The organism is Novosphingobium sp. PhB55 (genome assembly GCF_004368805.1).
Classification (GTDB): Bacteria; Pseudomonadota; Alphaproteobacteria; order Sphingomonadales; family Sphingomonadaceae; genus Novosphingobium.
The window spans coordinates 202,131-223,060 of the sequence record NZ_SODQ01000008.1; the positions used below are offsets into that span (position 1 = coordinate 202,131).

The window sequence follows — 20,930 nt, forward strand, 5'->3', positions numbered from 1 at the left end:
CGTTCCGGCTTCGGATCTGTCCTGGGCCCTCATCCTCTTTGCGCCATATCATCAAGGCCGTTCCGTCATGCGGCACCGGCTGCGCTTTCGAGCATTTAGCGTCTGTACCGGACGACCGGCCGAACCAAAGCGAGATAGAATGACCCTGAACCAGTGGCTTTCCGTCGCCACCCTATGCGGCATGATGATTCTCTTCATCTGGGGTCGTTTCCGCTACGACGTCACGGCGATCATAGCCCTGATGGCAGCCCTTGCGCTGGGGCTGGTGCCACCGGAAAAGGCGTTTACCGGCTTCGCGGACGATATCGTCATCATCATCGCCTCGGCGCTGGTGCTCTCGGCGGCCGTGCAGCGGACCGGGCTGGTGGAGCGTGCGGTCACGCTCGTCAGCCAATGGGTACACAAGCCGGGCTCGCAGCTGTTCGTGCTGACTTCGGCCGTCGGCGTGGCGTCGGGCCTCATCAAGAACATCGGCGCGCTGGCGATGATGATGCCTGCCGCGTCCCAACTCGCGCGGCGCAGCAAGACCAACCCTTCGCGCTTCCTGATGCCGATGGCCTTCGCCTCGCTGCTGGGCGGCCTGACGACGATGATCGGCACTTCGCCGAACATCATTGTCAGCCGGGTGCGCGAGGAAATGACCGGCGAACCCTTCCGCATGTTCGACTATCTTCCCACCGGCCTGGGCATGCTGGTGATGGGCCTGCTGTTCCTGCGCTTCGGCTACCGCCTCGTCCCGGCCGACCGCCGCGCCGCCGCGACCATGGGCGAAGCGCTGAACATTTCCGACTACACCACCGAGGCGACCGTCTCGGAGGAATCGAAGGCCATCGGCGAGACCATCGAGGACTTCACTGCCAGTCACGACAACGAAATCGAAGTCACTGCCGTGCTGCGTTCGGGTCTACGCGGCGACGTTCATCCGGCCATGCACATAGTCGAAGGCGACGTACTGATCCTTTCGGGCGATCCGGACGCCCTGGAACGCGCCATCGCCCGCTCGCAGCTCACGCTCGACGACCACGAGGACGACGACGAACATGCCGGCGCCCGAGACGAGATCGGCGTGATCGAAGGCGTGATCATGGCGGAATCCGCCTTCGTGGGCAGCACCGCGGGACGGCTGATGCTCAAGGAGAGGATGGGCCTGCGCCTCGTGGCCATTTCTCGGCGCGGGCAGATCCTGCGCAACAAGCCGGGCAATGTCGTGATCCAGGCCGGCGACGTCATCGTGCTACAGGGCGTGCTCAGCGAGATGCCCGGCCGCCTGCGCCAGCTCGGCGTCCTGCCGCTGGCGCAGAGGCAGATTCGGCTCGGCATGAATCGCAGCAGTTGGCTGGCCCTTGTCATCCTGGCCACGGCGATGCTCACCACGGCGCTGGGGCTGGTGCCGGTGGCCGTGGCGTTCTTCGCCGCAGCGGGCGCCGTGATCATCACCGGGGCACTGCCCGTGAACGATGCCTACGAGGCCGTCGAATGGCCGATCCTCATCATGCTGGGGGCGCTGATCCCGGTCAGCGAGACGCTGCAGACCACCGGAGCCTCGAACATTCTGGCCACCGAACTCTCACACCTGGCGCGGGATATGCCGCCCTGGGGCGCCGTGGCGATGGTGCTCGCCGCCTCTATGGCGGTGACGCCCTTCCTCAACAATGCCGCGACGGTCCTGGTCGTGGCGCCCATCGCGGCCGTCTTCGCCAAGGACCTCGGCTACCGGCCCGACGCTTTCCTGATGGCCACGGCGATCGGCGCGGGATGCGATTTCCTCACGCCGATCGGCCACCAGTGCAATACGCTGGTAATGGGGCCGGGCGGCTATCGCTTCGGCGACTATGCCAGGCTGGGGGCGCCCCTTTCGGTGCTCGTGCTCCTGCTGGGGACGCCCCTCATCATGTATTGCTGGCCGCTGTGACCGCAGCCACCATCCTCACGCCGCGAAAGGACGGTCGATCGAGACCTGCGGCCGGGTGAACCACTGCGCGCCCGTTTCGGTGACGTACATGTGGTCTTCCAGGCGCACGCCGAACTTCTGCGGAACGACGATCATCGGCTCGTTCGAGAAGCACATGCCGGGCTCCAGCGGCGTCTTGTCGCCGCGCACGAGGTAGGCCGGCTCGTGGATCGAGAGCCCGATGCCGTGGCCGGTGCGGTGCGGCAGGCCCGGCAGGGCGTAATCGGGGCCAAGTCCCGCCTTTTCGAGCACCAAGCGGGCGGCATGATCGACCGACTCGCAAGGCTCGCCGGGACGCACGGCGTCGAAGGCGGCCTGCTGCGCTTCCTTTTCGATATCCCAGATGCGGCGGATTTCGTCGGAAACCGCGCCGAACGCGTAAGTGCGGGTGATGTCGGAATGATAGCCCTGGATGGTGCAGCCGGTATCGACCAGCACGAGCTGGCCTTCCTGAAGCTCGCGGTCGCCCGGAAGCCCGTGCGGATAGGCCGTCGCTTCACCGAACTGGACGATGCAGAAGCTGGAGCCGCTGGCGCCCAGCTTGCGGTGCGCCGCATCGATGAAGTGGACCACTTCGCTCTGCCGGATACCGGGGCGCAGGATGCGGGCTGCAGCCTGATGGACCAGCAGCGTCATGTTCTTCGCCTGCTGCATCAGCGCCAGTTCCGCGGCCGACTTGACCATGCGGCACTGCTTGATCACCGGCATGGCGTCGACCGGCCGGGCCGGGCTGCCCTGGCGGATGCGCTCGGCGAAATGGAACGGCAGCTCGGGATCGATCGCCACCGTCTTCGCGCCCAGTTCGGCCAGGACGCCGACCACCAGCGCGACCGGATCCTCGTCTTCCTGCCAGGAGCGGATGTCCACGGGGATCGCCAGATCCGCCTCCAAAGTACCGATCTCGAAATGCGGACAGATCATGATCGGCTGGCGGCCGGGCGCCACGATCATGGCCACCAAGCGTTCGGTCTGCCCCCAGGGCAGCCCCGAGAAGTAGCGAAGCGAGGCGCCTGCATTGACGAGCAGAGCATCGGCGCCCAGTCGGTCGGTCAGTTCGCGGGCGCGCTCCATCCGCGCCTCGCGCTCCGGCACGGCGATGGCCGGGGCGCGGTCGGCCCAGGCCGTGAGGCCGGCCAGTTCGATGTCTGCGGTCGATCCGCCAATCATGTCATTCTTCCTTTATGCGAAACGCTGGATGTCGAAGGGCGCGAGCGGCAGTTCCGGCTGCCCGCCTGCGACCATCGCCGTGACCAGCCGCGCCGTGATCGGCGCCAGTGTAAGCCCCAGGTGCTGATGGCCGAAGGCATAGAAGAGATTGGATGCCTTCGTCGAGCGGCCGATGGCGGGAAGATAGTCCGGCAAAGTGGGGCGGCAGCCCATCCAGCGACGGAACGGTCCCTCGATCGGCAGGCCCAGTTCCGAAACGTGGCGCTCCAGGCGCTCCCATTTGCGCGGATCGGCCGGGGCGTCGACCTTGCCCAGTTCCACGAAGCTCGCGGCCTGAACCGCGCCGCGATAGCGCGTGACGATCATCGAGCGCTCCTCGAAGACCACGGGCGGCAAATCCGCGGGCCAGCGGCTGGCATCGGCGCGGACATGATAGCCGCGCTCGGCGATCATCGGCACCTTGTGGCCAAGGTATTCCATCAGTTCGCGTGAGCGCACGCCCGCGCAGACCAGCACCTGATCGGCATCGACCCCGCCGATTTCCACCCTTTGGCCGGCAAGGCGCAGTTCGCCGCGCTGCGCTACGAGGATACCGCCGCGATCGGTGAAGGCCTTGCGCAGGGCCTGCCGCAACTCTTCGAGATCGGCGATCTGGCCGCTTCCCGAAAAGCGGATCGCGCCGGCCGCCGGTCGATCGGTCAAGCCGGACAGCAGCGCCAGTTCGGCCTCCGTGGCGGCGTGGACCTCGGCCGAGCCGGTCTCGGACGTTTGCCACGAAGCATGGCCCTCGCGTGCGGCGCGCGCGTCTTGCCAGACGACGAAGTGCCCGTCCTGCCGCAGCAGATCGGGTGCACCGATGCGCTCGGCGGTCGCGACCCAGGCCGGCATCGATCCGGCCAGCAGCGGTGCCAGAGCCTCACAGCCCTTGCGGAAGTTGGCGGGACGAGCAGCCGAGAGCAATCGCAAGCCGAAAGGCACCCACTGCGCCAGAGCCGACGGAGGAAAGGCCAAGGGGCCGCCGCGCAGGAACAGCCGCTGCGGAAGACTGCGCACCATGCTCATGGAGGCCAGCGGCTCCACCTGCTCCACCGCGATATGCCCGGCATTGCCCCAGGAGGCCGAGGCGCCGGCGGCGTCGTCATCGACGATCGCAACCTGGCGCCCGGCATCGAGCAATTCGATGCCCGCGCAAAGCCCGACCACCCCGCCACCGACAATTCCAATCGACGCCACAAAAACTCCGTTGCATAAGTCAGACTATATCGTATACCATATATCAATCACCGCCCGTTCGCACAAGGCTTTGCACCGCGCCATGAACGTCTCGATCCACCGAAATCTCCGCCCCCCGGTTCGCCGGGGCGGTGTCCGGTCGGGATTAACAAAAGGCAATGGCTCGGCAGAAAAGGTCCGATTGCAGCACCATTGGCGATCATCTACCGTATACGTTAGATCGACGGCGTTTCGCGCCGTCGAGACCTGTATGGAGATTCACTGGTGACAATCGTCGTCCGCACCCTTGCCGAACGCATTTTCGACGTGATCCGCGAAAGGATCGTCGAAGGAAAGCTCCCCGTCATGGAGCCGGTCCGGCAGGATGCCCTGGCCGCCGAACTCGGCGTCAGCAAGATACCGCTGCGCGAGGCTCTGGCCCGGCTCGAACACGAGGGATTGCTGACCAGCCAAGCCAATCGCGGCTGGTTCGTGCGCCCGATGTCCAGCGACCAGGCGGAGGAGATCTACCTGCTGCGCCTCGCGACCGAACCGGCCGCCGCCGCCTATGCCTGCACCCAGGCCGACGACGAGGACCGCAAGGCCGCGGTCAAGGCTTTCGAAGTGCTCGACGCGGCCGCCAAGGACAATCTCAGCGACGTCGCCGTCCGCAACCGCGAATATCATGTCTCGCTGGTGCGCCCCGGCAAGCGCCTGCTGACCACGCAGCTCGTCGAACGCCTCGAAGTGCTCGCGGAGCGCTATGTCATCGCCCACCTCGAACCGGCCGGGCGCGGCGACCGCGCGCATATGGAACACCGTGACCTGCTCGACGCCTGGCTCGCCGCGGATGCGGAGCAGGTGAAGACACTGCTCACCCAGCACATCGCCAGCACGCTCGACGACTTGCGCGCTCATTTTACCGCCAGCCAGACAGGCTGAGACCATAACCAGGGGGATCCATGCTCGGACCGCGTAAATCGATAGAAAAACTCTCACAACGCGAATCCGGGCATTCCCTGGCCAAGACCCTGAGCTGGCCTCACCTGATTGCACTCGGCGTCGGCGCGATCGTCGGCACCGGGATCTACACCCTCACCGGCGTCGGCGCCGAGCGTGCCGGCCCGGCCGTGATCCTGGCCTTCGCGATCGCCGGGGCCGTCTGCGCCTGCGCGGCGCTGGCCTATGCCGAAATGGCGACGATGATCCCCGCCGCCGGCAGCGCCTATACGTTTTCCTATGCTGCCATGGGTGAGACGATCGCCTGGATCGTGGGCTGGAGCCTCATCCTCGAATATTCGCTGGCCTGCTCCACGGTGGCGGTCGGCTGGTCCGGCTACCTGGTCGGCTGGATAGAGTCGGCAGGCATTCACCTGCCGCACGCGCTGCTGGTCGGCCCGCATGGCGGCGGCATCGTCAACATGCCTGCGGTGCTGGTGGCCCTGGCGGTGATGGGCATGCTGATTGCCGGCACGCGGGAAAGCGCGACGCTCAACATCGTCCTGGTCATCATCAAGCTCGTGGCGCTGACGATCTTCGTCGTCATGGCCCTGCCGGCCTTCCATGGCGGCAATCTGGAGCCCTTCATGCCCTACGGCTTCGGCAGCACCGAAGTGGAAGGCCAGAAGCGCGGGGTGATGGCCGCCGCCGCCATCGTCTTCTTCGCCTTCTACGGCTTCGACGCGGTCGCCACTTCGGCCGAGGAAGCGAAGAACCCCGGGCGCGACCTGACCATCGGCATCGTCGGCTCGATGGTGGTCTGCACCTTCATCTACATGGCCGTCGCCATCACTGCCATCGGCGCCCTGCCCTTCCAGCAGCTCGCCAATTCGCCCGAGCCGCTGGCTCTCGTCCTGCGCCAGCTCGGCCAGCCCGTCGCCGCGCACCTGATCGCGCTGGCCGCCGTGCTCGCCCTGCCCTCGGTGATCCTCGTCATGATGTATGGCCAGAGCCGCGTGTTCTTCGTCATGGCCCGCGACGGCCTGCTGCCCCGCAGCCTCGCGAAGATCAGCCCGCGCACCGGTGCGCCGACCCGCATCACGCTGATGACCGGCATTTCGATCGCCATCGTCGCCGGCATCTTCCGGCTCGACGAGATCGCGGAGCTGGCCAATGCCGGCACGCTGATCGCCTTCATCTCGGTCGGTGCCTGCCTGATGATCCTGCGGCGTCGTTCGCCTGAACTGACCCGCCTGTTCCGCTGCCCGCAGCCCTATCTTATCGGCACCCTGACGATCCTGGGCTGCGCCTACCTGCTGTTCAGCCTGCCCGAAAGCACGCTCGTCCGCTTCGGCGCCTGGAACGTGATCGGCCTGCTGGTCTACTTCCTCTACGGCCGTCGCCGCAGCGAGGCAGGCCGGGAAGCCGCCGCGACCGTCTGACGCGGCGAACCTCGAATCCTTCTCAACAGTTCCCTGCAAGTCTCCAGGAGATCGCGATGAAACGCGCCCTTTTCATGGCCGCTGCCCTTCTCGGCACCAGCCTTTCCCTTGCCTCGCCAGCCCTGGCAAAGACCACCTATGACGGAGTCTGGGTGTTCGAGGATACCCCGCCCACACCCGGCGTGACGATGATGGAAGTCACCTCCCGGGGCGGCAGGATCGAGGGCAAAGTCACCACCAAGTGGTACGGCCCGGTCGAGATGATCAACCCGCGCGTCGAGAACGGCGAGCTGAAGTTCGAGGCCCGAAACCTCAACGACAAGGAACACCTCACCCGCCCCTGGAGCGTCGCACTGGAGGACGGCCAGGCACACCTCAAGGGGCGGATCTGGGAAACCGACGTCGACAGCAAGGGCCGTCGCGGCAAGGCTGCCGAGGCAAAAACCCGCGCCTTCCAGTTCGCGGCACTGCCACCGCTCGGCGCCCCGATCCCCAGCCCGCTCGCCGCCACCCCGCCGATGGGCTGGAGCAGTTGGAACAAGTTCGCCGAACATATCGACGACAAGACCGTGCGCGCCATGGCCGATGCCATGGTTTCATCGGGCCTTCGCGATGCCGGTTACCTCTACGTCAACATCGATGACGGCTGGCAAGGCAAGCGTGACGCCAATGGCGTGCTCCAGCCCAACGCCAAGTTCCCGGACATGAAGGCCCTGACCGACTACGTCCATTCCAAGGGCCTGAAGATCGGCATCTACTCTTCGCAAGGGCCCCGCACATGCGCAGGCTTCGAAGGCAGCTACGGCCACGTCAAGACCGACGCCCGGACGTTCGCCGACTGGGGCTTCGATTACCTGAAGTACGACTTGTGCTCCGGCGAATGGTTCTATGACGACGCGGACACCGTGAAGCGCAGCTACTATGAGATGGGCGCGGCGCTCCAGGCCACGGGCCGCGAGTTCATTTTCTCGCTCTGCGAATATGGCCGCTTCGACGTGGGCAGCTGGGGCCGCGATGTTGGCGGACAGCTGTGGCGCACGACGGGCGACATTACCGACGACTATCCGACGATGGCGAAGATCGGGTTCGACAAGAACGGCAAGCCCGAATGGGCCGGTCCGCATGGCTGGAACGATCCGGACATGCTGGAGGTCGGCAATGGCGGGATGTCGGCGGACGAATATCGCACCCACATGACGCTCTGGGCCATGTCCGCCGCGCCGCTGATGATGGGCCATGACTTGCGCGAAACCGATGCCGCCACGCTGGCGATGCTTACCAATCGCCGCGTCATCGCAGTGGACCAGGATGCCAAGGGCGTACAGGGCAAGGCCGTGCGCAAAGTGGGCTCCATGGAAGTATGGGCCAAGCCGCTGGCCAATGGTCAGGTCGCCCTGGCCCTGTTCAACCGCGGCGATACCGCCGCTTCGCTGGCCCTTACCCCGGCCGATGCCGCTCTTGCTACCGTTTCTCAGGTCGAGGATCTTTGGACCGGCGCGAAATCGTCCAGGCTACCCTCCAGCTACACGGTTCCACCCCGCGGCGCCGTGATGCTGACTTTGAAACAATGAATTCAAATCAGTTATTTCAGGTTGTTTTCTAACTGACTTTCTAAAATTGACATGCCGACCCGCGCGGGAGCAAGCCCTCCCTGCGTGGGTCGGCATGTCACCTTGGTCCAGGGTCGCAGCAGCGATCCTTATCATCACAGCAGTCTTTGTTATTGCGAGGCATTCGCACTTGCAGTAATGGCTCGGCCATGAGGGGGCCGGGATTCGATATTCGCATCGCCGCGCATGCCCCCTCTTCATGAGGGAAACGAGCGAGTTGGGCGGCCAGGGCGAAACTCTCGAAGTGCTGGACAAGGTGGACTCGGAGTCCTCCGACGGGCTAGGCAGAGCATCTTCGCCCGCATCACACGCATCTTCCGGTCGCTCGACGATGCCTGCCCAGCAGAGCGCTTCGAGCAAGAAGAAAAACAAGAAGGCGCGCGCCTTCTGGCTCAAGCAGCTGCATACGTGGCATTGGGTAAGCGCGGCCGTCTCGCTGGCCGGAATGTTCCTTTTCGCGATCACCGGAATCACGCTCAACCACGCCGCCTCGATCGGCGCCGAACCGCAAGTCGTGCAAAGCCAGGGCAAGATCGCCCCTTCACTCCTGCGCCGCCTGCCGCCCCCGGGCGACGGGAACGGGGCACTTCCCCCCGAGGTGGCGAAAGCCGTGGCGGCAGCCGTTCCACTCGATCCCTCGGGCTTCGCGGCGGACTGGTCGGCCGAAGACGAGGTCTATGTCGCCATGCCCGGCCCGGGCCGCGATGCCTGGGTCAGCATCGACCGTTCGAACGGCGCCATTTCCGCCGAGGTGACGCGGCGCGGCGCGATTTCCTATCTGAATGACCTGCACAAGGGCCGCAACACCGGCTCCGTGTGGTTCTGGTTCATCGATCTCTTCGCGGCGGCCTGCGTGATCTTCACGGTGACGGGCCTGTTCCTGCTCCAGCTTCACGCCAGGCATCGGCCCTCGACCTGGCCGCTGGTGGGGCTGAGCCTGCTGATCCCGCTCGCGATCGCCCTGATATTCATCCACTGAGACAAGAAGGCACCGATGACGACATCGAAGGTAATGCCCGCGCTTTCCCTGATGGCCCCGGCGCTCGTCGCCGGCACGATGACCGCCCCGGCCGCTGCCGCCACGGTCAGCATCACCATCCCGCGCGTCAATGTCGCGGAATACCACCGGCCTTACGTGGTCGGCTGGCTGGAACCGGCCGCCGGAGGCGCCGCGCGAACGGTCTTCGTCTGGTACGACGTCAAGAAGGCCGGTCGCGAGTCCGGCACCAAGTGGCTGGCCGACTTGCGCACCTGGTGGCGCAAGGGCGGCCGCTCGATGCAGCTCCCCGCCGATGGCCTTAGCGGCGCCACCCGCGCACCGGGCACCTATCAGGTCCCTCTCCCCGCCAACCTCGCGCCCGGCGATTATGTCCTCAAGGTAGAAGCTGCGCGCGAGACAGGCGGACGCGAACTCGTTTCGGTGCCGATTTCGGTTCCCGTGAAGAAGGGCGGCTCGGCCTCCGGCAGCAGCGAGCTGGGTGCCGTCACGGTACGTTGATCAGCGCAATTTTCCCTATTTTCCAGTATAATGGAATACGATCTTCAAGGATTTTCAATGCGTAGAAACCATATCCTGATCGCCTCCGCCGCCGTCGCTGCGGTTCTCGCTTCGCCTGCCTCGGCCCATCGCCAGTGGCTTCTGCCGTCTACGACCACGGTAGCGGGAACCGATGAATACGTGACCGTGGACGCCGCCGTCTCCAACGACCTGTTCTACCCCGATCACTTCCCGATGAGCCCCGACCAGGTCACCGTCTGGGCACCGGACGGCAGTGTGGGCAAGCTCGAGAACCCCGCCACGGGGCGTTACCGTTCGACCTTCGACGTCAAGATCGACAAGCCCGGAACGTGGAAGATCGGCACTCAGCGCTCCGGCGTGATGGGCACCTTCAAAGTGAATGGCGAGGAGTGGCGCCTCGGCGGCCGCGGCAGGCCGATGGGTGCGCCCGGCGCCGGTGGCCCCGGCGCTCAGGGCGCCGCTCCTGCCCGGCGGATCGAGAATGTCGCCGACATCCCCGCCAATGCCACCGACGTGAAGCTCGTCGAGACGCTTGCCGCCAACTACATCTACGTCACTGCCGACGCCCCCACCAAGACCGTGTTCACGGCAGCCGCCAAGGGCCTCGAGATCGAGCCGATCACGCACCCCGACGAACTGGTCTCCAACGAGGAAGGCCAGTTCCGCTTCCTGGTAGACGGCAAGCCCGCCGCCGGGGTGAAAGTCACGGTCGTGCCGGGCAGCAAGAAGTACCGCGAGGCCGAGCAGGCGCAGGAACTGACGACGGGCGCCGACGGCGTGCTGCACGTCAAGTGGCCGGTTGCCGGGATGTACTGGATCAACGCCAGCGCCGCAGACGCCAAGCCCAGCGAGAAGCGCGCGAGCGAGCGCCGGATGAGCTACACGGCCACCGTGGAAGTCGTCGCGCCCTGATCGGCAACGACACTTCCAGGCCGATCGCATCAGGCGCGGGGACGATCCCGCGCCTGGCCGTTCCGCTCGAGATCGACGCCGCCTGCCTGGCCGATTGGCTTCAGGACGCTCCCGTCGTCGATCTCGCCGGAGAGACGATGGGGACGAACTGGCGCCTGCGCCTCGCCGCTCCCGCCGGCTTCGACCGGGCCGGACTGGACGCCGCCATCGCTGCCCGGCTTGAAGACATTCTCGCGCAGATGAGCCACTGGCGGGCGGACTCCGTGCTCGGCGGCTTCAATCGCTCTGCCGCCGGAACCTGGACCGCGCTGCCGCAGGACTTCGCTGCCGTGATGACGGCGGCCTTGGCGGTCGCCGAAGTCTGCGCGGGCGCTTTCGATCCGGCCATCGGGTGCCTCGTCGATCTCTGGGGCCATGGGCCAGCGGGGGTCGCCGGACCGCCCTCTGCCGAGGCCTTGTCCCGTGCGCGCCAGCTCTCGGGCTATCGCCGCCTGGACTTCGACCACGATCGGCAGCGGCTCCGGCAACCGGGCGGCCTGCGCCTGGATCTCTCGGGCATTGCCAAGGGCTATGCCGTCGACGCGCTGGCCGCGCTCCTGCGGCGACGGGGTTGCAGCCATTTCCTCGTCGAGATCGGCGGCGAACTGGTGGGCGCCGGGCTGCGGCCGGACGGCGATCCCTGGTGGGTCGACCTGGAGACGCCCGCAGCCGGGGTCGCGCCTTTGCGCATCGCCCTGCACCAACTCGCCGTCGCCACATCGGGCGACTACGTTCGCGGGCGTCATACGATAGATCCGCGCACCGGAATTCCGGTCGAGACGGCCATGGCGGTCAGCGTCGTCCATCGCTCCGCCATGCTCGCCGATGCCTGGGCGACCGCGCTCTGCGTCGAGCCTGCGGAGGCCATGCGCGCTCTGGCCTTGCGGCAGAACCTTGCGGTCCGTGCGTTGACCCGCAGTGCCGATGGGATCGAGGAATGGCTCAGCCCGGCGCTTCAAGAACTCATCGTCGACGACAACGAAGCCGCCCTTTCCTGAAGCGTCAGCCAACGCCGGGGCGCGTTTGCAACAAAAGCGATACAAATGTAACAAAGCATATTGCGAATGCGAATGACTCTCATTATCGGACGCAGCAACGGAATTATCCGGTCATGAGGGGAATTATGTCTTTCAAGCCTTCGTCGGCGGCTGCGCGCCGCACTTTCCTCGCGCTTTCGTGTATCGCCCCGGCTCTTGCCCCCGCCGCGCAGGCCCAGCAGGCTGATGGACAGCGCGTGCTGGGCGGCGTGACCGTCAGCGATACCGCAATCGACGAGAAGCCCGGTCGCGTGCTGGAATCGCCGAAGCGCACGCGCCCCGTCCTCGACACGCCGCAGACGATCACCGTGCTTTCGGGTGAAGTGATCGAGCAGCAGAACCTGCTCACCTTGCGCGACGTCCTTTCGACGGTTCCCGGCATCACCTTCGGCGCCGGCGAAGGCGGCACCGGCCCCGGCGACAACATCACCTTCCGCGGATACAGCGCCAGCAACGACATTACGGTCGACGGCGTGCGCGACAGCGCCCAGATCACCCGCACCGATTCCTACAATCTCGAACAGATCGAGGTGACGAACGGCGCCAATTCGGTGATTTCCGGCGCCGGTTCGACGGGCGGCAACATCAACATCGTCACCAAACGGCCGAAGCCTGACGATGCGTACCTGGCGACGGCCGGGATCGGCACTGACAACTACTATCGCGCCACCGTCGATCTCAACAAGCGCGTCAACGACCTCGTGGCTTTCCGCCTCAACGCCATGTGGCACCGCAACGACGTGCCAGGCCGGGATGTCGAGGACTACAAGCGCTGGGGCGTGGCGCCCTCGGTCACGATCGGCATCGACAGCCCGACCAGCCTCACGCTGCAATACAACCACCAGGAAGACCGGAACATTCCCCAGTACGGTGTGCCCTACTACGCGGGATCAGGTCTGCCGGGCGTTCATCGCAGCGACTATTTCGGCTTCCGCAATGTCGACAAGCAGCGCATCAACGTCGACCAGCTCACCGCGATCTTCGAGCATGAGGTGAGCGACACCGTCTCCGTCCGCAACCTTGCCCGCTGGCAGGATTCGCGCCAGCTGACGCAAGTCGATCCGCCGCAGGGCACCTGGTGCCTGGCCAGCGGCGTGACCCCGACCGGCGCGGCCTGCACGGTCACCGGGATCTCGACACCGGTTCCGGCGGGCTACTACTATCCCACCGGGCCGCGCGGCACGACGCGCGATACCCGCAACCAGCTGATGTTCGACCAGATCGACCTCAAGGCGGTGTTCAACACCGGCGCGATCGAGCACACCATCGACATCGGCGGCGCGGCGACCTGGGAGAAGTACGACCTCTACAATGGCAATGTCCTGCGCAATGCCGATGGCACGGCCGCCTTCACCCGCCTGCCGCTCATGAATATCGACAATCCTAACGAGGTCATCGCCGGCCCGGCCTCTGCGAACTTCACGTATGGCAGCAATGTCTACACCGGCCCGGTCAATTTCATCCGGACCGGCCACACCGTGGGGGAGCAGACCAACGTCGCAGGCTACCTGTTCGACACGATGAAGCTGGGCAAGTTCGAACTCAGCGCGGGTGCCCGCGTGGAGCGCAATGTGGGCACCACCCGCACCGATGCGATAGCGCCCTCCACCACGGCGACCGTAACCCAGGGCCAGGTGACGCCAGGCATCAGGACCCGCAACGCCGATACGCTGTTCTCCTACCGCGTGGGCCTGAACTACAAGCCGGTCGAAGACGTCAGCATCTACGCGGCCTACGGCAATTCCCGCACCCCTTCCAAGAACTCGGTCAACGGTGCCTGCACGAATTCCGGCGAGAACGGGGCGACCTCCTCGACCTGCAACGTCAATCCGGAATCGGCGAAAAACTATGAGATCGGCGTCAAGGGCGAGCTGTTCGACGGCGGCCTGCTGCTGACCGCCTCGGCCTTCCGCAACGAGCGCGACAAATACGCCGTCATCTCCGGCGATCCGACCGTTCCCGACCAGCAGCTCGATGGCAAGTCGCGCGTGGACGGCATTGCGCTCGGCGCCTCGGGCACGATTACCCCGGCCTGGACGATCACGGCGAACTATACCTATCTCAAGTCGAAGCTGCTGCAGTCCGTCTCCGATGCGTGCCTCGCGAACCCCGGAACCGGAACCTGCACCAACAGCCCTACTAATTCGAACCCGGGCAGCGGGCAGTACCTGCCGCAGACGCCCAAGAACTCGGGCAGCCTCTTCACCACTTACCGCCTGCCCTTCGGCCTCACCGTGGGCTACGGCCTCACGTACCAGGACGGCTTCGTCCTCGCCGTGGCAACGCCGACCGCAGGTGCCGTCAAGTCCGACGACTTCCTGATCCACCAGGCCTACCTGGCCTATGACTTCTCGCCCAACTTCTCGGCGCAGCTCAACGTCAAGAACATCGGCGACAAGCTCTACTACACCCGCATCCGCGGCAACGGTGTAGGCTGGGCCACGCCCGGCGATGCCCGCTCTGCAGTACTGACCCTCACCGCGAAGATGTAACAGGTCCCAACGGCCCGGCGGGCGCCCTCGGGCGTCCGCCGGGTTCCTGCAATTCATTCGCAGCGATTGCCAGCGCCCGGGAATTCGGCAAGAGAAGCCGCATGGTCATCGAAATTCCAGAGCTTTTCTCGCCCCAGGAAGTGCGCGAAATTCGCACAGCACTCGAAGGCGCCGATTGGGCGGACGGCCGCGCCACCGCCGGTCACCGCGCGGCGCAGGTCAAGGAAAACGAGCAGCTTCCGCTCGGCCACCCCCTGGCAAAGCAGCTGGCCGACCGCGTGCTGGCGCGGCTCATGCAGACGCCGCTGTTCATCGCCGCCGCCCTGCCGCAGCGGGTGCTCCAGCCCCGCTTCAGCCGCTACGACGGGCGCGGGCATTACGGCAACCACGTCGACAACGCGATCTTCCCGATCCCCGGCACCGGCGAGCACTTGCGCAGCGACATCTCCGGCACCCTGTTCCTCAGCGACCCCGAGACCTATGACGGCGGCGAGCTGGTGATAGAGGACATGTTCGGCACCCACAGCGTCAAGCTGCCGGCCGGGCACCTGGTCGTCTATCCCGGCAGCAGCTTGCACCGCGTCGCCCCGGTGACGCGCGGCACGCGTCTCGTTTCGTTCTTCTGGACCCAGAGCTTCGTCGCCTCGCCCGAACGCCGCCGGCTGCTGCTCGAACTCGACGGCGCGATCCAGGGCGTCGCCGCCGATCATCCGGAACACGCCTCGGTCGATACGCTCACGCAGGTCTACCACAACCTCCTGCGCCAATGGTCCTCGACGTGAGCGAGGGGCCCTTGCCGCCGTTGACGCAGATCCCGGCGGACTTGCGCAGCCTTGCCGACTATGCCCGCCGCGCGGCCGATCACTTCACGGTCGAGGCCTGGCACCATCTGGAGGAAGGCTCGGGCGAAGGGCAGACGCTGCGCCTCAACCGCACCGCCTTCGCCCGCCGGGGTTTGCTCCCCCGCGCCATGGCGGACCTGCGCGGCGGCGAGACTGCGCTCGACCTGTTCGGACGCCGTCACGCAGCCCCGCTGATGCTGGCCCCGCTGGCCTATCAGCGCCTGGCCCATCCCGACGGCGAACTGGCGATCGTCCGCGCCGCCACGGCGCTCGACACCGGCATGATCGTCAGCACGCTTGCCAGCTTCACGCTGGAGGAAATTGCCGAAGCGGGCCGTTCCTTCGCCGGGGAACTCGGCAAGGACGGAGCGCCCTTGTGGTTCCAGCTCTACCTTCAGCCGGACCGCCGCCACAGCCTCGATCTGGTCCGGCGCGCGGAAACCGCCGGTTACGAAGCGATCGTGCTCACCATAGATGCGGCGATCAAGCTTTCCGGCATGACCCTGCCGCCGGGGGTCTCCGCGGCGAACCTCGCCGGCATGCCTATGCCCCGCCATACCGCCACCCCGGGCGGGCGCATCCTGCTCGGCACGCCGCTGGCCGATGCCGCGCCGCGCTGGGAGGACCTGGCCTGGCTTCGCGAAGCGACGCGCCTGCCGATCCTGGTCAAGGGCATGGTCCTGGGCGAAGACGCCCGCCGCGCCGTGGACCTCGGCGCGGACGGGCTGATTGTCTCGAACCACGGCGGCCGGGTGCTCGACGGGCTGCCGACTGCGCTCGACATGATCGAGGATGTGGCGGCCGCGGTGGACGGCTGCATACCGCTGTTGGTGGATGGCGGATTCCGGTCGGGCACGGACATGGTCAAGGCTCTGGCGCTCGGCGCCCGCTCCGTGCTGATCGGCAGGCCGCAGATGCACGCCCTGGCAGTCGCCGGAATGCCGGGGGTCGCCCATGCGATCCACCTGCTGCGCACCGAGCTGGAAGTGACCATGGCAGGGCTCGGCTGCCCCAGGCTTGCCGATATCACGCGGGAGCGAGTCATTACCCTTTCCGGCGCGTGATACCGCGCTTTCCTGCACCCACTCATCTCCCGTAAATCTCCGCAAAGGCATGCCACCTCCGCCGCTCGGTTAGGCGAGGCGGCAAGTGGTGCGGCGCTGTCACCAATTAATACAAATTGAGACGCCCCAAAGGGCGCGAACTTTGTCATGGCAGCAACAAAACAAGATGAGGGAATTACGAAAGTGGTGCGACTCCGTTTCGGTCTGCTGGCGTCGGCCGCCCTGGTGGCATGGCCTGTCGTCTCTGCTCATGCGCAATCGACTTCCGGCACTGCCGCGAATTCGGCGTCCACACCGGCCCAACAAACACCTGCGACGAATAGACCTGCGGCGAATGCTCCCACGACGAGCGCCCCTGTAGCGAGCACCCCTGCAACGAGCGCTCCGGTCCACGCCGCCCCCGAAGAAAGCGGCGAAGAATTCGAGATCGTCGTCGCAGGGCAAAAGCCGCGCGGCTCGGTGATCGGCGATATCGCGCCCGAAGTGACCTTCAATGCCGGCGACGTGCGCGCCCTGGGTGTTTCCAGTGTCACCGAGCTGCTCGAAGAACTGGCGCCGCAAACCGAGAGCGCAGGCGGCGGTGCGCCGGTCGTGCTGCTGGAAGGTCGTCGCATCGCCAGCTTCCGCGAAGTTGGAACGATCCCGACCGAGGCGATCCAGCGCGTCGAGATCCTGCCCGAGGAAGTGGCCCTCAAGTACGGCTATTCGGCCAATCAGAAGGTCGTCAACATCATCCTGCGCCAGCGTTTCCGCGCCTTCGCCGTCGAAGGCGGCGGCAAGCTGGGCACCCAGGGGGACGGGCTGGGCGTCAATACCAAGGGCGATTTCCTGGCGATCCGCCGCGGCGAACGCGTCAATATCGACGCCAACTATTCGCACGCCAATCCGATCACCGAGGCCCAGCGCGGCCTGGCCACGAGTGGCGGCGACGGCAACAACCGCACGCTTCGCCCGGAATCGGAAGCGCTGACGCTCACCGGAACCTGGGCCAAGCCGCTATCCCATGTCTGGATCGCCACGCTCAACGGCGAGGCCACCACCACCGACACCCAGGCTTTGCGCGGCAGCGCGGTGCCCAACGTCACCATCCCCGGCGGCAGCCCTTATGCCAGCGGCACCGCGGACGAGACCTTCCTGCCGACCGTCGACGGGCTTTCGCCCTTGCGCAACAGCAACAGCACCCAGACCGGCCACCTCGGGCTGACGCTGAACGGCACCACCCAGAAATGGCAGTGGAGCGTCATCGGCAACTACGACCACAGCGACACCCGCTCGATCCAGCAGCGCCCGCTGAACCTGGCCGACTATGCTGCTGCCGTAGCCGCGGGCGATCCGCTGGCCGATCCCTCCCTGCCGGTTGCGGGGGAATTCCTCGACTTCCTGCCGGTGAACCAGACGCGCAATTCCACCGACAGCGCCGAACTCAACCTCGTCGCCACCACCTCGCCCCTGCAACTGCCCGCGGGCGCCGTGAACACGACGATGAAGCTGGGCGGCAATCTCGACCGTTCGGACGGCACGGTGACCCGCCTCGGCATCTCCCAGCCCACCAGCGTCGGCCGCGACCAGGGCGAGGCCTCCATCAACATCGACATTCCGCTCAGCAGCCGCGCCGTGCCGCTGTTCCCGGGTGCGGGCCGGATCTCGCTCAACGCCAATGCCGCCGTGCGCCAGATCGGCGATTTCGGGACCTTGCGCACGTTCGGCGGCGGCCTGACATGGAACCCCACGAGCCAGTTCAGCCTGATCGCCAGCTACCGCGACGACCAGAACGCCCCCACGGCCGCACAGCTCGGCGGCGCCGTTATCACCACGGCCAATGTCGACATCTTCGACTATACGCGCGGCGAATCCGTGCGGGTGACGGCAGTGACCGGCGGCAATCCCGACCTGAAGGCGGCGGGCATGCGCAATTTCAGATTGGGCGGGACGTTCCGGCTGAACGATCCCAACATCACGCTCAACCTCGACTATAACCGCACCTGGCAGCGCAATCAGGTGACCGCCCTGCCCGGCGCGACCCCGGCCGTTGTCGCCGCCTTCCCCGAACGCTTCGCCCGCGATGCCGACGGCGAACTGGTCGCCGTGGACCTGCGACCGATCAACATCGCCAGCGAGGACAAGTCCCAGCTGCGCATGGGCATCACCTTCACCAAGTCGCTCAAGACGCCGCAATCGCAGATCGATGCCATGCGCGAAAGCATGCGCAAGCGCTTCCCGAACGGCTTTCCCGGTCGCCGCGGGGGTGACAACGATGCCCCGCCGCCGCCCGGCGAGGGCGACACCGCCGCAGCCGGGCGTGACGCGCCGGGCGGCGCCTCGCCCGATGCAGCGGCGAGCGCTCCCGGCAACAACGGCGGAACCGAGGCGGGAGGCGGCGAAGGCCGGAGTGGCGGCGAAGGACGCGGCCCAGGCGGCGGTGGTTTCGGCGGTCGCGGTGGTTTCGGCGGCGGCGGGTTCGGCGGTGGCGGCGGACGCGGCGGACGCTTGACGTTCTCGCTCTATCACACCTGGGTCTTCTCGGACCGCGTCGTGCTGCGCGAAGGGCAACCCGAGATCGACCTGCTCGACGGCGGCACGATCGGCGCCAGCAGCGGCGGCACCCCGCGCCACAAGCTGGAACTTCAGAGCGGCTATTCCCAGAGCGGGCTGGGCCTGCGCCTCACCGGCAGCTGGCAGAGCGGCACCACGGTCGACGGCGTGGACGGCTATCCCACCACCCAACTCCGCTTCGAGGATTTCGCCAAGTTCGACTTGCGCCTCTTTGCAGACCTGGGCCAGCAGCCCAAGCTGGTGGACAAGATACCCTTCCTGCGCGGGGCGCGGGTGACGTTCTCCGTCGCCAACCTGTTCGATGCGCGCCAGAAAGTGCGGGACGGCAACGGCAATACGCCGCTGGCCTATTCGCCCTACTACCTCGACCCGGTAGGCCGGGCTTTCCAGATCACGTTCCGCAAGCTCTTCTTCACGGGACCTCCTGGAGGCCAGCAGCGCTCGGGCGGCAACACCCGGTTCTGAACGACAGGGCGAAGGCGGCCCGATCCGCCGCCTTCGCCTCGCCGGATCGAGGCCTGAAGCGAACGGCATCGGGAAGGGAAAGTTAAGGCTGGTATTTGCGAATGATTTGCAATAGCATTGATTTGGCGATCTGGAGTGCCTGACGATGACCTTGCACTTTCCTTCACCAATCCGGCCTTCACCAATCCGGCCTGCACCTGCTCCGCTCGCACCTGCTCACCTCTCGGCCATGCTGCCACCGAGCGTGCTGGTCGATGCGGCGCGGTGCTGGCGGCACGCTCGACGACAGGATCGCCCCACACAGCCGTCCCTCGCCTCGTGCCTGGATACACTGGACTGCGTCGTGCTGGCGCCGGTGATCGACAGTTTCTGCCTCCTGTTCGAAGGCGCGCTCGGCCGCCCGTTCCGGGTGGGCAGGTCGCATAGCCTCTCCCCGGACGAACGGCTGATGGTGGCTCTGCTGGAAGGACCGGCCACCCGCGCCGCCGCCCTCCCCTGCGAAGAGCCGCGCGGTCGCTTGCTGGATCTCGCGATCCGCTCGACCCGGATCATGGTCGCCTTGACGCTCAAGCAGACCCGCCGGGCCAGAGCGCTCACCGAAAGCCCATCCTGACCGATCAGAGGCTGATCTGTGCCATGATCATCACGAAGAAGATGATCAGCGCCGTCGAGGAGAACCAGACGAGCAGCACCGTCCGCCACAATGCGCCGAAGCGGCCCAGGCCGTAAGCCCCGCGCAACTGCCTGAACATGTGGATCGGCGGCAGAAAGAACAGCACGGCCAGCAGTGCATTGGCGCCGAGCCAGTCCATCACCATGCCGAGAATCACCAGCATCGTCATGAAACAGAGCGAGTAAGTGACGAAAACCGTATGGTCGTATAGGTGAAACCGCCGACTGAACGGGAACAGCAACCACAGGAACGGCACAGAAATCGGGATCAATGCCCAGCTGTACTTGTAGGCGTAAGTCTGCAGCTTGTAGGCGGCGAGTTCGGGGTTCTTCTTGAACTTCCTGATGGCCTTGTCGATCTGGTGGAAATCGCTGAACCGCCGCGTATCGGGAATATTCTCGGCAATGGCGGAGCGGGTGTCCTTCATCGCCTCCAGCGCCTGCTCCCTGCCGTCGATACGGCGGTCCAAGTCGCCTGTATCGGCGCGGCTGTCCTTCAGTTTCTGCCGCTGTGCCTTCAAGACGCCGAGTTCGGCCTCGGTGCCGGTGATCGCCTTGTCGAGATCGCCGCTGCGAACGGCCGGCGTTTCGCCGCCCTCACTGCCTTCGAGCGCGTGGAAAACCGCGAACATCAGGAACACGCTGAACAGGAACAGCGCGATCGGCGAGACATAGCTGGCGCGCCGTCCGTCGATATATTCGCGGGTCAGCCGCCCCGGCCGCCAGGCGAGCATCGGCAGCGTCCGCCAGATCCTCCCCTCGAAATGAAACACGCCGTGCAGCAGGTCGTGGAAGAAAGCGCCCAGACTGCGATGGACATGGGCCGCCTGGCCGCAAGCGTGGCAATGCGTACCGATCAGAGGCGTGCCGCAATTGAGGCAGGCCGTCTCATGCGTATGGCTCTGGCTCGCTTGCGCCGGGTCCACGGCAGAGGCAGTCAAAGTGCCCTGGCCGATTTCCGCGAGACTTTCCGAGATCCCGTTCATGCGTTTCCCCCTGAAACGCCGATGAACC

Annotated in this window: 16 protein-coding genes; 13 read left to right on the forward strand and 3 right to left on the reverse strand. The window is 66.0% G+C overall.

Annotation, left to right across the window (positions count from 1 at the left end; all coding sequences use genetic code 11):
- The first annotated feature begins 139 nt into the window (after window positions 1-139).
- Window positions 140-1,912: an SLC13 family permease gene (locus EDF57_RS20505; RefSeq protein ID WP_132265832.1), complete on the forward strand. Its 1,773-nt coding sequence runs from the start codon at window positions 140-142 to the stop codon at window positions 1,910-1,912.
- Between the two features lie 15 nt (window positions 1,913-1,927).
- On the opposite strand, the gene EDF57_RS20510 is transcribed toward EDF57_RS20505, so the two are convergent.
- Both EDF57_RS20510 and EDF57_RS20515 read right to left on the reverse strand, forming a co-directional pair.
- Window positions 1,928-3,118 carry a Xaa-Pro peptidase family protein gene (locus EDF57_RS20510; RefSeq protein ID WP_134095589.1) on the reverse strand — a complete coding sequence of 397 codons (1,191 nt, stop codon included), beginning with the start codon at window positions 3,116-3,118 and terminating at the stop codon, window positions 1,928-1,930.
- A gap of 12 nt (window positions 3,119-3,130) precedes the next feature.
- Complete coding sequence (locus EDF57_RS20515; protein WP_134095590.1) at window positions 3,131-4,351, reverse strand: FAD-binding oxidoreductase; 1,221 nt, start codon at window positions 4,349-4,351, stop codon at window positions 3,131-3,133.
- A gap of 264 nt (window positions 4,352-4,615) precedes the next feature.
- Between EDF57_RS20515 and EDF57_RS20520 the strand changes: the two genes are divergently transcribed.
- From EDF57_RS20520 to EDF57_RS20575, 12 genes are all read left to right on the forward strand, one after another.
- Window positions 4,616-5,272 carry a GntR family transcriptional regulator gene (locus EDF57_RS20520; RefSeq protein ID WP_132265838.1) on the forward strand — a complete coding sequence of 219 codons (657 nt, stop codon included), beginning with the start codon at window positions 4,616-4,618 and terminating at the stop codon, window positions 5,270-5,272.
- A gap of 20 nt (window positions 5,273-5,292) precedes the next feature.
- Window positions 5,293-6,711: an amino acid permease gene (locus EDF57_RS20525; RefSeq protein ID WP_134095591.1), complete on the forward strand. Its 1,419-nt coding sequence runs from the start codon at window positions 5,293-5,295 to the stop codon at window positions 6,709-6,711.
- A 56-nt stretch (window positions 6,712-6,767) separates the two neighbouring features.
- A complete protein-coding gene (locus tag EDF57_RS20530) occupies window positions 6,768-8,282 on the forward strand; it encodes a glycoside hydrolase family 27 protein (protein WP_243841172.1) in 1,515 nt (504 codons plus the stop codon).
- A 370-nt stretch (window positions 8,283-8,652) separates the two neighbouring features.
- The gene (locus EDF57_RS20535) at window positions 8,653-9,300 is read left to right on the forward strand and encodes a PepSY-associated TM helix domain-containing protein (RefSeq protein ID WP_134095592.1); all 648 of its coding nucleotides are present in this window, start codon (window positions 8,653-8,655) and stop codon (window positions 9,298-9,300) included.
- 33 nt (window positions 9,301-9,333) lie between these two features.
- Window positions 9,334-9,819 carry a DUF2271 domain-containing protein gene (locus EDF57_RS20540; protein ID WP_243841173.1) on the forward strand — a complete coding sequence of 162 codons (486 nt, stop codon included), beginning with the start codon at window positions 9,334-9,336 and terminating at the stop codon, window positions 9,817-9,819.
- 57 nt (window positions 9,820-9,876) lie between these two features.
- Window positions 9,877-10,752 (forward strand): DUF4198 domain-containing protein, encoded by an 876-nt coding sequence (locus tag EDF57_RS20545; RefSeq protein WP_134095594.1) that lies wholly within the window; start codon window positions 9,877-9,879, stop codon window positions 10,750-10,752.
- A 137-nt stretch (window positions 10,753-10,889) separates the two neighbouring features.
- Window positions 10,890-11,789, forward strand: a complete 900-nt coding sequence (locus EDF57_RS20550) for an FAD:protein FMN transferase (RefSeq protein ID WP_134095595.1) — start codon at window positions 10,890-10,892, stop codon at window positions 11,787-11,789.
- Between the two features lie 125 nt (window positions 11,790-11,914).
- Complete coding sequence (locus EDF57_RS20555) at window positions 11,915-14,320, forward strand: TonB-dependent receptor (protein ID WP_134095596.1); 2,406 nt, start codon at window positions 11,915-11,917, stop codon at window positions 14,318-14,320.
- 101 nt (window positions 14,321-14,421) lie between these two features.
- Window positions 14,422-15,102: a Fe2+-dependent dioxygenase gene (locus EDF57_RS20560; protein ID WP_134095597.1), complete on the forward strand. Its 681-nt coding sequence runs from the start codon at window positions 14,422-14,424 to the stop codon at window positions 15,100-15,102.
- Complete coding sequence (locus EDF57_RS20565) at window positions 15,099-16,226, forward strand: alpha-hydroxy acid oxidase (protein ID WP_243841174.1); 1,128 nt, start codon at window positions 15,099-15,101, stop codon at window positions 16,224-16,226. Before EDF57_RS20560 ends, EDF57_RS20565 begins: the two co-directional genes overlap by 4 nt.
- A gap of 459 nt (window positions 16,227-16,685) precedes the next feature.
- Window positions 16,686-19,244: a TonB-dependent receptor gene (locus EDF57_RS25850; protein WP_208324913.1), complete on the forward strand. Its 2,559-nt coding sequence runs from the start codon at window positions 16,686-16,688 to the stop codon at window positions 19,242-19,244.
- Window positions 19,245-19,473: 229 nt separating this feature from the next.
- Window positions 19,474-19,857 (forward strand): hypothetical protein, encoded by a 384-nt coding sequence (locus tag EDF57_RS20575; protein ID WP_134095599.1) that lies wholly within the window; start codon window positions 19,474-19,476, stop codon window positions 19,855-19,857.
- A 4-nt stretch (window positions 19,858-19,861) separates the two neighbouring features.
- Here the strand turns inward: EDF57_RS20575 and EDF57_RS20580 are convergent, their stop codons facing one another.
- Window positions 19,862-20,902, reverse strand: a complete 1,041-nt coding sequence (locus EDF57_RS20580; RefSeq protein WP_134095600.1) for a DUF3667 domain-containing protein — start codon at window positions 20,900-20,902, stop codon at window positions 19,862-19,864.
- Window positions 20,903-20,930 lie beyond the last annotated feature (28 nt).